This window comes from Cedecea neteri NBRC 105707 = ATCC 33855, from assembly GCF_001571265.1.
Lineage (GTDB): Bacteria > Pseudomonadota > Gammaproteobacteria > Enterobacterales > Enterobacteriaceae > Cedecea > Cedecea neteri.
In genome coordinates, this window is sequence record NZ_BCTL01000021.1 from 53,630 (window position 1) to 68,182 (window position 14,553).

Annotated in this window: 13 protein-coding genes; 12 read left to right on the forward strand and 1 reads right to left on the reverse strand. The window is 55.6% G+C overall.

The genetic code is table 11. The features are described from left to right. Window positions 1-205 precede the first annotated feature (205 nt). The 11 genes from yqgG to dagF all read left to right on the forward strand — a co-directional run bounded on the left by yqgG (window position 206) and on the right by dagF (window position 11,177). Window positions 206-376: a small protein YqgG gene (gene yqgG / locus CNE01S_RS26050; RefSeq protein ID WP_500784306.1), complete on the forward strand. Its 171-nt coding sequence runs from the start codon at window positions 206-208 to the stop codon at window positions 374-376. A gap of 107 nt (window positions 377-483) precedes the next feature. Further along, a complete protein-coding gene (yqgB, locus tag CNE01S_RS25225; protein ID WP_370527354.1) occupies window positions 484-624 on the forward strand; it encodes an acid stress response protein YqgB in 141 nt (46 codons plus the stop codon). Continuing rightward, window positions 617-2,593 (forward strand): biosynthetic arginine decarboxylase, encoded by a 1,977-nt coding sequence (speA, locus tag CNE01S_RS09960; RefSeq protein WP_072279127.1) that lies wholly within the window; start codon window positions 617-619, stop codon window positions 2,591-2,593. The genes yqgB and speA overlap by 8 nt, the downstream gene beginning before the upstream one ends. Before the next feature lie 199 nt (window positions 2,594-2,792). Continuing rightward, window positions 2,793-3,713, forward strand: coding sequence for an agmatinase (gene speB / locus CNE01S_RS09965; protein ID WP_038479002.1), 921 nt, complete (start codon window positions 2,793-2,795; stop codon window positions 3,711-3,713). A gap of 145 nt (window positions 3,714-3,858) precedes the next feature. Beyond that, window positions 3,859-6,657 (forward strand): transcriptional regulator DagR, encoded by a 2,799-nt coding sequence (gene dagR, locus CNE01S_RS09970; RefSeq protein ID WP_061275606.1) that lies wholly within the window; start codon window positions 3,859-3,861, stop codon window positions 6,655-6,657. Between the two features lie 118 nt (window positions 6,658-6,775). Then, window positions 6,776-7,201, forward strand: coding sequence for a PTS sugar transporter subunit IIA (locus CNE01S_RS09975; protein ID WP_061275608.1), 426 nt, complete (start codon window positions 6,776-6,778; stop codon window positions 7,199-7,201). Between the two features lie 12 nt (window positions 7,202-7,213). Beyond that, the gene (locus CNE01S_RS09980) at window positions 7,214-7,699 is read left to right on the forward strand and encodes a PTS sugar transporter subunit IIB (protein ID WP_061275610.1); all 486 of its coding nucleotides are present in this window, start codon (window positions 7,214-7,216) and stop codon (window positions 7,697-7,699) included. Window positions 7,700-7,724: 25 nt separating this feature from the next. Next, the gene (locus tag CNE01S_RS09985; protein WP_039287601.1) at window positions 7,725-8,474 is read left to right on the forward strand and encodes a PTS mannose/fructose/sorbose/N-acetylgalactosamine transporter subunit IIC; all 750 of its coding nucleotides are present in this window, start codon (window positions 7,725-7,727) and stop codon (window positions 8,472-8,474) included. Further along, complete coding sequence (locus tag CNE01S_RS09990) at window positions 8,471-9,331, forward strand: PTS system mannose/fructose/sorbose family transporter subunit IID (RefSeq protein ID WP_169799404.1); 861 nt, start codon at window positions 8,471-8,473, stop codon at window positions 9,329-9,331. The genes CNE01S_RS09985 and CNE01S_RS09990 overlap by 4 nt, the downstream gene beginning before the upstream one ends. A gap of 3 nt (window positions 9,332-9,334) precedes the next feature. Next, on the forward strand, window positions 9,335-10,444 hold the full coding sequence (gene dgaE / locus CNE01S_RS09995; protein ID WP_061275614.1) for a D-glucosaminate-6-phosphate ammonia lyase: 1,110 nt from the start codon (window positions 9,335-9,337) through the stop codon (window positions 10,442-10,444). Continuing rightward, the gene (gene dagF, locus CNE01S_RS10000) at window positions 10,431-11,177 is read left to right on the forward strand and encodes a 2-dehydro-3-deoxy-phosphogluconate aldolase (protein WP_061275616.1); all 747 of its coding nucleotides are present in this window, start codon (window positions 10,431-10,433) and stop codon (window positions 11,175-11,177) included. The genes dgaE and dagF overlap by 14 nt, the downstream gene beginning before the upstream one ends. A gap of 38 nt (window positions 11,178-11,215) precedes the next feature. On the opposite strand, the gene loiP is transcribed toward dagF, so the two are convergent. Continuing rightward, window positions 11,216-11,974 (reverse strand): metalloprotease LoiP, encoded by a 759-nt coding sequence (gene loiP / locus CNE01S_RS10005; RefSeq protein ID WP_061275618.1) that lies wholly within the window; start codon window positions 11,972-11,974, stop codon window positions 11,216-11,218. Window positions 11,975-12,242: 268 nt separating this feature from the next. Here loiP and tkt point away from each other — a divergent pair, with 268 nt between their 5' ends. Next, window positions 12,243-14,234 (forward strand): transketolase, encoded by a 1,992-nt coding sequence (gene tkt, locus CNE01S_RS10010; protein ID WP_008461570.1) that lies wholly within the window; start codon window positions 12,243-12,245, stop codon window positions 14,232-14,234. Window positions 14,235-14,553 lie beyond the last annotated feature (319 nt).

Sequence of the window (14,553 nt, forward strand, 5' to 3'; positions counted from 1 at the left end):
ATGTGATAAATCTTTAGTGGAAAGCGGGGCTGACACTGCTGGCAATTTACACATTTTGTTTTGCTTTTTACCCCTTATATCGGTATAAAGCGGCGCGCGCGGCTTAATCAAAAGCACACGATTCGTGTTGCCCACTTCCAGCCGGGTTGAGCAATTATTTAGAGCCTGTCAGGTACAGTGTTCGCAGCTTTGGCTTGTCGCATACATGTTCAACGTGTGCGTGGAGGTGATACGAGTAATGAACCGCCGTCATTCAATTAACCTGGCCCGCCGTCCTGGCGCGCATATGCTCCTCGCAGCCTGCATCTCATGTTTTCAAACTTGCCGATGTTTTACCCATCTCGGCGCTTCTCAGGATCCCCGGGCCGGTCTGTAATCCGCCGTGGTCACTGAACAAGGGCGCTCTTGTAATACAAGAGTTTTCTCGTGGTTTCGCCGTCCTGTCATACAGGGTTCGGATACGTGTTTTACAATGATATGAAAATGAAACCGGTCGCACAGCCTGGCTGTCAGCGTCTTGTGCTGTCAATACGCGCTGTTAATGGGTTGTTATTGCAGGATACCCCTGCGATAGTAGTCAACTGTTTTGCACAATCGACAAAATTTGAGGTTCGCCATGACTGACAAAATCACTTCTGTTTCGGGTTCGTCAGTGGGCGAGCAGGATGTACATCGTTCCATTCAGGAGGTTGCCATGAGCTCCGAGGAAGCCAGCAAGATGCTGCGTACATACAATATTGCCTGGTGGGGCAATAACTATTACGACGTCAACGAACTGGGCCACATCAGCGTTTGCCCGGATCCGGACGTTCCGGAAGCTCGCGTGGATCTCGCCGAGCTGGTGAAAGCCCGCGAAGCTCAGGGCCAGCGCCTGCCTGCGCTGTTCTGCTTCCCGCAGATCCTGCAGCACCGCCTGCGTTCAATTAACGCCGCCTTTAAGCGTGCGCGTGAATCCTACGGCTATAACGGCGATTACTTCTTGGTTTACCCGATCAAAGTTAACCAGCACCGCCGCGTAATTGAGTCACTGATCCATTCCGGCGAGCCGCTGGGCCTGGAAGCAGGCTCTAAAGCCGAGCTGATGGCCGTGCTGGCGCACGCTGGCATGACCCGTTCTGTTATTGTTTGTAACGGCTATAAAGACCGCGAATACATCCGCCTGGCGCTGATCGGCGAGAAGATGGGCCACAAGGTCTATCTGGTCATCGAGAAGATGTCCGAGATTAGCATCGTGCTGGAAGAAGCCGAGCGTCTGAATGTGATTCCTCGCCTGGGCGTTCGCGCCCGTCTGGCTTCCCAGGGCTCCGGTAAGTGGCAGTCCTCCGGCGGTGAGAAATCCAAATTCGGCCTGGCGGCAAACCAGGTTCTGCAACTGGTGGAAATCCTGCGTGAACGCGGCCGCCTGGACAGCATTCAGCTTCTGCACTTCCACCTCGGTTCGCAGATGGCGAACATTCGCGATATCGCCACCGGCGTTCGTGAGTCCGCGCGTTTCTACGTTGAGCTGCATAAGCTGGGCGTGAACATCCAGTGTTTCGACGTTGGCGGTGGCCTGGGCGTGGACTACGAAGGGACGCGTTCCCAGTCCGATTGCTCCGTTAACTACGGCCTGAATGAATACGCGAACAACATTATTTGGGCAATCGGCGATGCCTGCGAAGAGAATGGCCTGCCGCACCCGACGGTGATTACCGAGTCTGGTCGCGCCGTGACCGCGCACCACACCGTACTGGTTTCCAACATCATCGGCGTTGAGCGTAACGAATACACCGAAGCGACCCCGCCTGCGGATGACGCGCCGCGCGCGCTGCAAAGCATGTGGGAAACCTGGCTTGAAATGCACCAGCCGGGCACGCGCCGTTCGCTGCGTGAATGGCTGCACGACAGCCAGATGGACCTGCACGATATCCACGTCGGCTACTCCTCCGGGGCGTATAGCCTGCAGGAACGTGCCTGGGCCGAGCAGCTCTACCTGAACATGTGCCACGACGTGCAGAAGCAGCTTGATCCAAGCAACCGCGCGCACCGTCCAATTATCGACGAGCTGCAGGAGCGCATGGCGGACAAAATGTACGTCAACTTCTCGCTGTTCCAGTCGATGCCGGACGCATGGGGCATCGATCAGCTGTTCCCGGTGATGCCGCTGGAAGGGCTGAACCACGCGCCTGAGCGCCGTGCCGTGCTGCTGGACATTACCTGCGACTCCGACGGTGCAATCGACCACTATGTGGACGGCGACGGTATCGCAACGACCATGCCAATGCCGGAATACGACCCGGAGAACCCGCCTATGCTGGGCTTCTTTATGGTGGGCGCGTATCAGGAAATTTTGGGCAACATGCACAACCTGTTCGGCGACACCGAAGCGGTGGACGTCTTCGTCTTCCCTGACGGTTCTGTGGAAGTTGAGCTGTCCGACGAAGGCGATACCGTGGCGGATATGCTGCAGTACGTGCAGCTTGACCCAAACAAACTGCTGACCCAGTTCCGTGACCAGGTGAAGAACACCGGCCTTGACGATGCGCTGCAGCAGCAGTTCCTCGAAGAGTTTGAAGCCGGCCTGTACGGTTATACGTATCTGGAAGACGAGTAAGTTATCGCTTTCCCTCTCCTCTTTGAGGAGAGGGGCAAAGACGGTTCGATAGCCTATACTCTCTTGAACCCGTATGAATTAGCGGCGATAATCCGCTCAATAAATAGCAGTCCCCCAATCCAATCCCTTCCTCGTCGGGTTTAACGACGCGGAGGGGATTTTTTTTAGGCTTTTTTAACCCCAACCGAGAGGTCAGACAATGAGCACCTTAGGCCACAAATACGATAACTCCCTGGTATCTAATGCCTTTGGTTTTTTGCGTTTCCCGCTGAACTTCCAGCCGTACGATAGCGATGCGGACTGGGTGATCACCGGCGTTCCGTTTGATGCGGCAACTTCCGGTCGTGCAGGCGGCCGCCACGGCCCGGCAGCGATTCGTCAGGTGTCCACCAACCTGGCATGGGAAGGAAACCGCTTCCCGTGGAACTTCGACATGCGCGAGCGTCTGAACGTTGTGGACTGCGGCGACCTGGTCTACGCCTTCGGCGATGCCCGTGAGATGAGCGAAAATCTCCAGGCACACGCCGAGCGTCTGCTGGCTGCCGGCAAGCGTATGCTCTCCTTCGGTGGTGACCACTTCGTCACTCTGCCGCTGCTGCGCGCGCACGCTAAGCACTTCGGCAAAATGGCGCTGGTCCACTTTGATGCCCACACCGATACCTACGCGAACGGCTGCGAGTTCGACCACGGCACCATGTTCTACACCGCGCCAAACGAAGGCCTGATCGATCCGAATCACTCCGTGCAGATCGGTATTCGCACCGAGTTCGACAAAGATAACGGCTTCACCGTGCTGGATGCCTGCCAGGTTAACGATCGTGGCGTAGACGATATCATTGCCCAGGTTAAGCAGATCGTCGGTGATATGCCGGTGTACCTGACCTTCGACATCGACTGCCTGGATCCTGCATTTGCGCCGGGTACCGGTACGCCGGTGATCGGTGGCCTGACGTCCGATCGCGCTATCAAACTGGTGCGTGGCCTGAAAGATCTGAACATCGTGGGGATGGACGTGGTGGAAGTGGCTCCGGCCTATGACCAGTCTGAAATCACCGCCCTGGCCGCGGCAACCCTGGCGCTGGAAATGCTGTATATCCAGGCGGCCAAGAAAGGCGAATAAGCCCTACCCGCTGATTACTGCTGCGCGACGCATGCGCAGCAGTATTTCTCATCCAACAAGCCGGATTCTTCCCGGTGCGTCTCTTTCTTGCTTAAAAGAATCGTGTATGTTCTGAACGATCATTCACTTTTTAAGCGGTAAAGAGATGAGACGGATTGAGATTATCCTGGGGGAGCTGGAACGACTTACACAGGGAGTAGATCTTACTGATTTAGCGAAGGAAACGGCATTCACGGCAGAAGCTATTGGCTTTAACCTCGGGCTGGCGAGAAACTCGGTCAGTAAAGATCTTAATCAGTTATGGAACGATGGCCTGGCCATCAAAAGCCGGGGCCGCCCGGTCTTCTTTTTGCACCGTCATGCGCTGGAAGCGGTTCTCGGGCGCAAACTTGATGACGCCGAACGTGAAGTGCGATCCGTTGCCGATCTGCTTCCATGTCAGGAAAAGCTTAACGGTGACGATCCTTTTAGCGGGCTGATTGGCTACGATCGCAGCCTGCGCGATGCGGTAGACAAAGGCCGTGCCGCAGTACTTTACCCCCACGGATTACACGTGCTGCTGACCGGGCCTTCCGGCGTCGGCAAAACCTTCTTCGCCGAATTAATGCACCGCTTTGCCTGTGAGCACGCCTCTGGCGGCACGCCGCCGCTGGTCTATTTTAACTGCGCCGAATATGCCCATAACCCGGAACTGCTTTCCTCGCACCTGTTCGGCCACCGCCAGGGGGCATTTACCGGGGCCAATGAAAACAAACCTGGCCTTGTGGAGCAGGCAGACGGCGGTTATTTGCTGCTGGATGAAGTACATCGCTTGCCGTATGAAGGGCAGGAGAAACTCTTTTCTATTCTCGACAAAGGGGAATACCGGCCGCTGGGATCCAGCGCCGTGGCTCGCCCGATCTCAGTCCGCCTGATTTGTGCCACCACTGAACCCGTTAATTCCGCGCTGCTGCGTACTTTCCAGCGGCGTATTCAGGTGTGTATTGATTTACCGGGCATTCGCCAGCGTTCTGTTGAAGAGCAGGTTGAACTGATTATTGGGTTCTTGCAGCGAGAAAGCCGCAAGATAGAGCGCACGGTAAGTCTGGATAAAACCCTGCTGCTCTGGCTGCTCAATAAGCCGCTGGAAGGTAACATCGGCCAGCTCAAAAGCGATATTCAGTTCTTGTGCGCTCAGGCATGGGCGTCGGGCATGACTGAGCATCAAGACACGCTGCAGCTGGATAAGCGACTGGCGGAAATGCCGTTTAATGCCACGCCAGAACAGCGGCTGTTGGTTGATACGTTATTTGATGGCAAAGATCGTTTAAACGTTGATGCACGTACGCTGCCGGCGCTAAAAAGCTCACTGGCAACCGGAAGTGAGATAGAAGAGAGCGATCTCTTTTACAGCTTCCTGACTCGCGAATACGTCAACCTGCGCAACAGTAACGTCCCGCCGGCGGAAACGCTGGCGATCCTGAAAAATAAGCTGAGTTCGATTTTTGAATACGGTCTTTACAGCCGGGACAGCGTTGTTCATCCCCCACGATATGGCGGCCAGGTGGAAGAGCGTGTGACGCTGCTTATCGGCTGCGTGGAGCAGGTGCTTGGCTTTTCACTGCCTGAAAATCTGGTTAATCCGCTACGTAAACACTTTCTGGCGCTGATTGGCTACGTGCAGCGCGGCCTGATCCCGCAGCTTTATTCTTCAAGCCTGATCCTCGACCGCTGCAAGGACGAGTACGAAAATGCCACGCAGCTGTGCCGAAAAATTAACGAGCTGCTGCATATTCAGTGCCCGGCGACGGAAGTGGTTTGGCTGTGCCTGTTCTTGAAAGAGTGCCGACATTATCGCCAGCGCATCGACGCCAGCCCCGACTGCGGGGTCATTTTGATTGCCCACGGCGCGACGACTGCCACCAGTATGGCGCAGTACGTGAATCGCGTTTTAGAGCGCGATCTGTTCAGCGCTATTGATATGCCTTTCGAACAGTCGGTACATGACACGCTGGAAACGTTAACCCTGATGATTCAGACCCGGGGCTATCGGCGGCTGATCCTGATGGTGGACATTGGCTCACTGGTGCATTTTGGCAGCACCGTCAGCAAGTTATTCCAGATAGACGTTCTGCTGATGCCGAATATTACGCTCACCAGTCTGTTGGAGATGGGGCTGGATTTAAGCTATGAAACCAGTGAGCTCCCGCAGCTTGCCGCATTGATGCAAAGCAAAAGTATTCCCTGTCAGCTCTGCACGCCGCAGCAGGAGAGCGGGGGAAAAGTGCTGGTGGTGTCCTGTATTACCGGCATGGGAACGGCAGAGAAAATCAAAAAAGTCCTGGAGGAGAGCTTTGGCGAGCTGATGTCGCAGGACACGAGAATGATTATTCTCGATTACAACGAAGTCCGCAGCCTGGAGCGTGTGCAGCAGGCGCTGGGCGTCGGCGAGCGGCTGGCGGGGATTGTCGGGACTTTCCAGCCTGGCCTGCCCGATATTCCGTTTATTTCGCTGGAGGAGCTGTTCTCCGAGCAGGGGCCGGAACTGGTGTTAAGCCTGCTGACGCCCGATCTCTCCAGCAGTGAACGCCGCCTGGAGATGGAACGTAGCGCCATGCGTTTTATCAGCGCGCTGACCATGGAAAGTATCATTAATCACATTTCAGTGCTCAACCCACAGCGCATTCTGAAAGAGATGGAGGGCGTACTAAATCACCTGACCACGGCGCTTTCGCTGAAACCGAGCCGTCAGGTGACACTGCGCTTTCTGATCCACTGTTGCTGCATGGTCGAGCGTATCGTGATTAACCGTAAACCGTTACAGATGGCGCTGGAAAGCCGGCCGGATCTGGATGTTCGCGCGTTTAGTGTCATCAAATCTGCGTTCCAGCCAATCGAAGAGGCCTACGGCATCCGCTTATCGGATGCAGAATATATTTATATTTACGAACTGCTTTATAGCTAATCCCACAACTGGCGGGGCATTACGCTCCGCCAGGCCTTTCTCACTCCTCGCGTGACACAAACTCTGGCACATCCTTTGCTCTCTACGTATGTAAACGTAATCGAGCCAGGAGGCCACTTTGACTACCACTGAATCCTTGCCCCAGATCCTGCTGTTAACGCACGGCGGTTGGGGGCAACAGCTTTGCAACAGCCTGCGCATGGTGATGGGCGAAATTGAAGGCGTGACGGAAATCGCGCTGATGCCGGTCGACACGCTGGGTGATTTTTATCAACGCGTTGAAGCGGTGGTGAAAACGTTGCCGGAAGGCTCGCTGATCCTCACCGATTTTGTCGGCGGCACAACGTCTAACGTAGCGGCGCGCCTGAGTGCTGATTATCCGATAGCGGTGGTTTCCGGCCTGAACGCCTCTTTATTGCTGGAAGCACTGGACCGGCGTGAGCACGGTTTACTCACTGCCTGCGTCGCTGAGGTGGTTGAGGCCGGCCGCAGCAGCTGCCTCGATGTCGTGGCCCACGTTCGTCAATTACAACAAACAAAATAAAGGAAAAATATCATGGCAAAGATCGTTTTATGTCGCATCGATAGTCGCCTTATTCATGGACAGGTGGTGACGAAATGGGTGGGCCAGTCCCAGGCAAACCGGATTGCGGTGGTCAGCGATGAACTGGATGCAGATCCGTTTATGAAAAATATCTACCTGATGGCCGCGCCGCCGAGCATCAAAGTGGACTGCTATAGCAACCAAAGTTTCGCGGCATCGTGGAAAGAAAATCAGCTCGGCGAAGGTAGCGTGCTGGTGCTGTTCCCGTCTCTGGCGGCGATTCAGGACGCGGTGGAGCAAGGTTTTGACGTGACGGATATTCAGGTTGGCGGGTTAGGCGGTGGGCCAAACCGCAAAGCGGTTTTCCAGAACATCACCCTCGATGAAAAAGACGTCGGCATTCTTAACGACCTGAAAAGTCGTGGGATTAAGGCCATTTTCCAGACTATCCCGGAAGATAAGCCGCAGTCGCTGGACGATATCCTGAAAAAATTCTAATCCTTTGATAATAAGGTAAATAATTATGGATACTTTAGTCTTTGCAAGCCTGATGGGGTTGTATTACTGGTTTGCCCGTTTACGCCTTGGCTACACCTTCTCCGCCATGTTGCTCCAGCCTGTGGTGATTGCCGTCTTCGTTGGTTTACTGCTAGGCAATATGCAAACGGCGATGATCATTGGCGCCGGTATGCAGCTCGTCTACCTCGGCGTGACGTCGACGCCCGGCGGGAATGTTCCGTCCGATCCGGCACTGGCAGCCTGTATTTCCATTCCCATCGCCGTTAAGGCAGGCATGGATCCGAACCTGGCCATTGCGCTGGCGATCCCCTTTGGTGTGATTGGCGTGTTCCTCGATCAGCTACGCCGCACGCTGAACGCCGCATGGGTACACATGGCCGACAAGCACGCCGAAACGGCCAATATGGCGGGCATCATGCGCTGCGCTTTCCTTTATCCGGCTTTACTCGGGCTGGTGCTGCGCTTCCCGGTGGTGTTTGCCGCCAACTACTTTGGTCAGAACGTGGTGGAAAGCTTCCTTAAGCTGATGCCGCACTGGCTGACTCACTCCTTTGAAATCATGGGCGGGATCCTGCCTGCGCTGGGCTTCGCCATCACTATCATGGTGATTGGTAAAAAGAGCCTGCTGCCGTGGTTTATCGGCGGATTCTTCGCGGTGCTGTACCTCAAGGTGGACATCATGGCGATGGCAATCTTCGGCACCTGCGTGGCCTTCCTGATTAAAGGCCTGGCGAAAAATGAAGGAGCAGCATGATGAGCACCGATGTAATGCAGCATGAACTGGTTGAACGCGCGCGCGAAAGCGGCGCACTGACCAAAGCCGATATCACCAAAGCGTGGTTTATCTACTGGCTGGGGGCCGAAGTTTCCAGCTCGTATGAGCGCCTGCAGAGCCTGATTTTCTGCGCTTCGATGACGCCAATTATCAAAAAACTCTACCCGCAAAAAGAAGAGCAGGTGGAAGCGTTAAAACGCCATCTGAACTTTTTCAACTCAGAGCAGACTTTTGGCGCGGTTATCCAGGGGATCTCGATCGCCATGGAGGAACAAAAGACGCGCGGTGAGCCGATAAGTGACGCGTCGATCACCGGGATCAAAACCGGCCTGATGGGACCGCTGGCCGGGATGGGGGACTCGATTATTTGGGCTGCGGTGATGCCGCTGCTGATCGCTATCTTTATCCCGTTTGCCGCCAGCGGCAGCGCAATGGGCGGCATTATTCCGCTGATTCTCTACCCGGCAATTACGCTGGCGATCAGTTACGGCATGGTTCACAAAGGCTACACCCTGGGGCGTGACTCGATAATCGGCCTGCTGCAAGGAGGGCGAATAAAAGAGCTTATCTACGGCGCTAACGTGCTGGGCCTGATAATGATGGGGGCGCTCTCGGCAAGCTACGTCAAGATAACCACGCCGCTCAAAATCAGCGCGCTAAAAGGGTCTGAAGTGGTGGTGCAGCAAATCCTGGATTCTATTGCTCCCGGCCTGTTGCCGCTGGCCGCGGTGTTTGCGATCTACTTCTACCTGGTGAAAAAAGGGCCGCGATATACCACCATCTTGCTGTCAATTGTGGCGTTGAGCGTGGCCTGTTCGCTGTTGGGAGTACTGTAAGTCATGGCACAGAACATCTATCAACAGCTGGGTTTAAAACAGGTGATAAACGCCTGCGGAAAAATGACGATTCTGGGCGTTTCAAGCGTTTCCCCTGACGTGATGCAGGCCACGGCGAAGGCGGCCTCGGCCTTTGTGGAGATTGACCGGTTAGTGGACCGAACGGGGGAGCTAATCTCCCACTATACCGGCGCGGAAGACAGTTACGCCACGTCCTGCGCCTCTGCAGGAATTGCGATTGCCGTGGCCGCGGCGATTACCCGTGGCGACCAGGCGCGGGTAACGTTAATGCCTGATAGCTCGGGCATGGCCAATGAAGTGGTGATGTTACGTGGGCATAACGTCGACTATGGTGCGCCAATCACCAGTGCGGTTCGTCTGGGCGGTGGGCGGGTAGTAGAAGTTGGCTCCAGTAATCTGGCCGCTCGCTGGCAACTGGAGAGCGCAGTGACTGAAAACAGCGCAGCGCTGCTGTACGTGAAGTCACATCACTGCGTGCAGAAAGGGATGTTGAGCATTGAGGATTTCGTGCAGGTGGCGCAGCGCCATAATTTGCCGCTGATTGTTGATGCCGCCGCCGAGGAGGATTTGCAGGCCTGGGTGGCAAACGGTGCGGATATGGTTATTTACAGCGGGGCAAAAGCCTTTAATGCACCGACCTCCGGGTTTATCACCGGCAGAAAACAGTGGATTGCCGCCTGCAAGGCACAGCATCACGGCATTGCCCGGGCGATGAAGATTGGCAAAGAGAATATGGTCGGGTTGGTGTATGCCCTTGAGAACTATCATCAGGGCCAGACCATCGTCACAGCAGAGCAACTGCGGCCAACGGTGGAAGCTATTTCCGCCATTCGTGGGCTGAGCGCTGATATAGAACAAGACGAGGCCGGACGAGCCATCTGGCGTGTTCGTATTCGGGTGAATGCCCAGGAACTGGGGCTGGATGCGCGGGAGGTTGAAGCCCGGCTGCGCGGTGGCGATATCGCTATTTATGCCCGCCGCTATAACCTGCATCAGGGCGTTTTTAGCCTCGACCCAAGAACGGTGGCTGAAGGGGAAATGGCGCTTATCGTCGCGCGACTACAGGAGATTGCAGACCATGCAGCAGATTAACTTTTATCGTCAGCGTGTGGCGATTAACGTGCTGGCAAAAGATATCGCCAACGCCCGGGAAATCTACGAGGCAGCCGAAGGTCATGCGGTCATCGGTGTGCTTTCCGCCCGGTTTGATTCCGTTGATGATGGGATCAAGGAGGTTCAACGCTGGGTGTCGGAGGTACCGTCCATTTCCGTGGGACTGGGTGCCGGCGATCCGGCGCAATTTTACAAAGCGGCGATGATTGCATCCAGGGTGCATCCGGCTCACGTCAACCAGACCTTTACCGGGTGTGGGTTTGCGGCGGGAGCGCTGGCGGCAACGGGCGGTGAAAAAACTCACATTAACGCTTTAGTCAGTCCAACAGGAATAGCGGGAGAGGTGCTTATCTCTACCGGCGTTAGCAGCAGTAAAGGCCCGCCCGCCCGGGTTTCCTGCGATGCCGCCGTGCGCATGATGCTGGATTCCGGGGCGCATGCGGCGAAGTTCTTCCCGATGGGGGGCGAGAAAGCGTTACCTGAGCTTTATGCCCTGGCAGAGACGGCGGCGCGTAACGGCATGACGCTGATTGAACCTACCGGCGGGATTGACCTGGATAACTTTGGCATTATTTTGCAAACCTGCCTGGAAGCTGGGATGCTGCGCGTTATGCCGCACGTTTACACGTCAATTATTGACCCGCAGACGGGCAACACCAGGCCGGAAGATGTGGTTCGCTTGATGGACATCGTGAAGTCGCTGGTGGAATAAGTTTTGCGCACCGCTGGGTGCGCAAAGTCTTTTGATGCTTACTTAATGCCATCGGCCGCCATGCGGTCGCGGATGTGCTGGGCACGCGCTGCCGACGCCGGGTGATCGTCCAGCATGGAGCTTTGACGGCCTTCGTCGAGCTTAGCCAGCTTCTCAAAGCTGGTGGCAAGGCCGGTGGGATTGATACCGCGTTTGCGCAACAGATCGTAAGAGTAATCGTCCGCTTCGGATTCCTGGCGCTGGGAGAACTGAGCGTTCACCAGTTTTTCGCCTAAATCCCCAAGCTGAGACTGCGACAGATTGCCAATTACGCCGCCTGCGGATGCCGCTGCAACACGTGCCGCGTTAGCCCCGAGCGCGACCTGCATGCCTTTTTTCACGTGGCCCAGCGCGACGTGCCCCATTTCATGGCCAATCACCGCTTCGACTTCGTTGTCGTCCATCATATCCATCAGGCCGCTGTAAACGCGGATACAGCCGTTCGCCATGGCGAAGGCGTTGACGTCTTTGGTCACATAAACCTTGTAGTTAACCGGCAGGCCGTTGATGTTATCGCCCAGCGCGGAGGCAATTTTGTTCAGCCGCTGGGTGTAAGGGCTGTCTGCCGGCGCGAGAGTGGCTTTGCTGTCCTGCTGCTTACAGGCATCATCGCTCAGGGCTTTCACCTGAGCGTCGCTTAGGGTGTAGGCTTGAAACGCTTCGGCTCCAGAGGTAAGCAGGCCGTTGGAATCCATTCCCTGGCAGCCGCTCAGCAGGGCGGCGACGCTCAGGCTCAACAATATTGGGCGCATCTTCATGGCCATTTTCCTTTCTTTATAATAGGTAAAAACAGAATCGGATTTACCGCAGGCGAGGCGGCTCCAGACTCAGTATAAAGAAGAATAAATGGCCTGCGCATCAGGTTGCGCAACTTGCGAGCGTTATCCAGAGATTTCTTACCCTGTCAACGGCGCGCCGCATGTACATGACCATTCCCCTGGTGTACATTGTTGTCACATTTTCGGGCGTAGCCCATAACGCATCGTAGTCAAGGCGCGATCTTCAACCATCCGATCTGGAGTCAAAATGTCCTCTCGTAAAGAGCTTGCCAATGCTATTCGTGCGCTCAGCATGGACGCAGTACAAAAAGCCAAATCCGGTCACCCGGGTGCCCCTATGGGCATGGCCGACATTGCCGAAGTCCTGTGGCGTGATTTCCTGAACCATAACCCGCAGAACCCATCATGGGCTGACCGCGACCGCTTCGTGCTGTCCAACGGCCACGGTTCTATGCTGATTTACAGCCTGCTGCACCTCAGCGGTTATGACCTGCCGATTGAACAGCTGAAAAACTTCCGTCAGCTGCACTCTCAGACTCCGGGCCACCCGGAAGTGGGCTACACCGCAGGTGTTGAAACCACGACTGGCCCACTGGGTCAGGGTATTGCGAACGCAGTAGGTATGGCTATCGCAGAGAAAACGCTGGCGGCGCAGTTCAACCGTCCTGGCCACGACATCGTTGACCACTTCACCTATGCATTCATGGGTGATGGCTGCATGATGGAAGGCATCTCTCACGAGGTTTGCTCTCTGGCGGGTACCCTGAAGCTGGGTAAACTAGTCGCGTTCTATGACGACAACGGCATCTCCATCGACGGCCACGTTGAAGGCTGGTTCACCGACGATACCGCGAAACGCTTTGAAGCCTACGGCTGGCACGTAGTGCGTGGCGTAGACGGTCACGATGCGGCTGCTATCAAACGTGCGGTAGAAGAAGCGCGCGCTGTTACCGACAAACCTTCCCTGCTGATGTGCAAAACCATCATCGGTTTCGGTTCCCCTAACAAAGCCGGTACCCATGACTCTCACGGTGCACCGCTGGGTGATGCAGAAATCGCACTGACCCGCGAAGCGCTGGGCTGGAACCACGCGCCGTTCGAAATCCCTTCTGACATCTATGCTCAGTGGGATGCGAAAGAAGCTGGCCAGGCTAAAGAAGCCGCATGGAACGAGAAGTTCGCAGCTTACGCGAAAGCCTTCCCTCAGGAAGCCGCTGAGTTCACTCGCCGCGTGAAAGGCGAAATGCCTTCTGATTTCGATGCCAAAGCTAACGAATTCATCGCTAAGCTGCAGGCTAATCCATCCAAGATCGCCAGCCGTAAGGCATCTCAGAACGCAATCGAAGCGTTTGGCCCGTTACTGCCAGAATTCCTGGGCGGTTCCGCTGACCTGGCGCCTTCTAACCTGACTATCTGGTCCGGTTCTAAAGCGATTAACGAAGATACCGCCGGGAACTACATCCACTACGGCGTGCGCGAATTCGGTATGACCGCTATTGCCAACGGTATCTCCCTGCATGGCGGTTTCCTGCCGTACACCTCTACCTTCCTGATGTTCGTAGAATATGCCCGTAACGCGGTGCGTATGGCTGCGCTGATGAAACAGCGTCAGGTGATGGTTTACACCCACGACTCCATCGGCCTGGGCGAAGATGGCCCGACTCACCAGCCGGTTGAGCAGGTTGCTTCCCTGCGTGTGACCCCGAACATGAGCACCTGGCGCCCATGTGACCAGGTTGAGTCCGCGGTGGCGTGGAAATATGGCGTTGAGCGTCACGACGGCCCGACCGCACTGATCCTTTCCCGCCAGAACCTGGCTCAGCAGGATCGTACCGAGCAGCAGCTGAAAGACATCGCTCGCGGTGGCTACGTGCTGAAAGACTGCGCGGGTCAGCCTGAGCTTATCTTCATCGCTACCGGTTCCGAAGTTGAGCTGGCCGTTGCGGCATGGGACAAGCTGACTGCCGAAGGCGTGAAGGCGCGCGTGGTTTCCATGCCGTCTACCGACGCATTCGACAAGCAGGATGCTGCTTACCGTGAATCCGTGCTGCCAAAAGCCGTTTCTGCTCGCGTGGCTATCGAAGCCGGCATCGCTGACTACTGGTACAAATACGTTGGCCTGAACGGCGCTATCGTTGGCATGACCACCTTCGGTGAGTCTGCGCCAGCGGAACTGCTGTTCGAAGAGTTTGGCTTCACCGTGGAAAACGTGGTGAAACAGGCTAAAGCGATTCTGTAATCCGTCTCGCTAAAGAATAGGGTCGCTTCGGCGGCCCTTTTTTATGCCGATTATTCCACTTATGCCCTGTTCTTTATTCCACCACTGCGGCGCTCAGTTGCAGTTATTCCACCAAAACTGTGATGTACGTCAGAAGTTGAGCGGAGCGTGTTGGGGTATCGTTCCTTTTATTCCCGCTTTCGCTTAACATAGCTGAAGCGTTTCAGTCGAATAAATGTTCGACAATTAAGCAAACAAGTGCAGTTTCATGAGTGCGAGGATTCCCCTCAGGCGGTTGCTGGATTACTCTGTCAGCCACTAAATCCCAGGGATTCTGGCA

Bases quoted from the DNA above. Each gene is read 5' to 3' on its own strand.
- yqgG (WP_500784306.1), top strand. From the start codon at position 206: ATGTTCAACGTGTGCGTGGAGGTGATACGAGTAATGAACCGCCGTCAT.
- yqgB (WP_370527354.1), top strand. From the start codon at position 484: ATGAAACCGGTCGCACAGCCTGGCTGTCAGCGTCTTGTGCTGTCAATA.
- speA (WP_072279127.1), top strand. From the start codon at position 617: ATGACTGACAAAATCACTTCTGTTTCGGGTTCGTCAGTGGGCGAGCAG.
- speB (WP_038479002.1), top strand. From the start codon at position 2,793: ATGAGCACCTTAGGCCACAAATACGATAACTCCCTGGTATCTAATGCC.
- dagR (WP_061275606.1), top strand. From the start codon at position 3,859: ATGAGACGGATTGAGATTATCCTGGGGGAGCTGGAACGACTTACACAG.
- CNE01S_RS09980 (WP_061275610.1), top strand. From the start codon at position 7,214: ATGGCAAAGATCGTTTTATGTCGCATCGATAGTCGCCTTATTCATGGA.
- CNE01S_RS09985 (WP_039287601.1), top strand. From the start codon at position 7,725: ATGGATACTTTAGTCTTTGCAAGCCTGATGGGGTTGTATTACTGGTTT.
- CNE01S_RS09990 (WP_169799404.1), top strand. From the start codon at position 8,471: ATGATGAGCACCGATGTAATGCAGCATGAACTGGTTGAACGCGCGCGC.
- dgaE (WP_061275614.1), top strand. From the start codon at position 9,335: ATGGCACAGAACATCTATCAACAGCTGGGTTTAAAACAGGTGATAAAC.
- dagF (WP_061275616.1), top strand. From the start codon at position 10,431: ATGCAGCAGATTAACTTTTATCGTCAGCGTGTGGCGATTAACGTGCTG.
- loiP (WP_061275618.1), bottom strand. From the start codon at position 11,974: ATGAAGATGCGCCCAATATTGTTGAGCCTGAGCGTCGCCGCCCTGCTG.
- tkt (WP_008461570.1), top strand. From the start codon at position 12,243: ATGTCCTCTCGTAAAGAGCTTGCCAATGCTATTCGTGCGCTCAGCATG.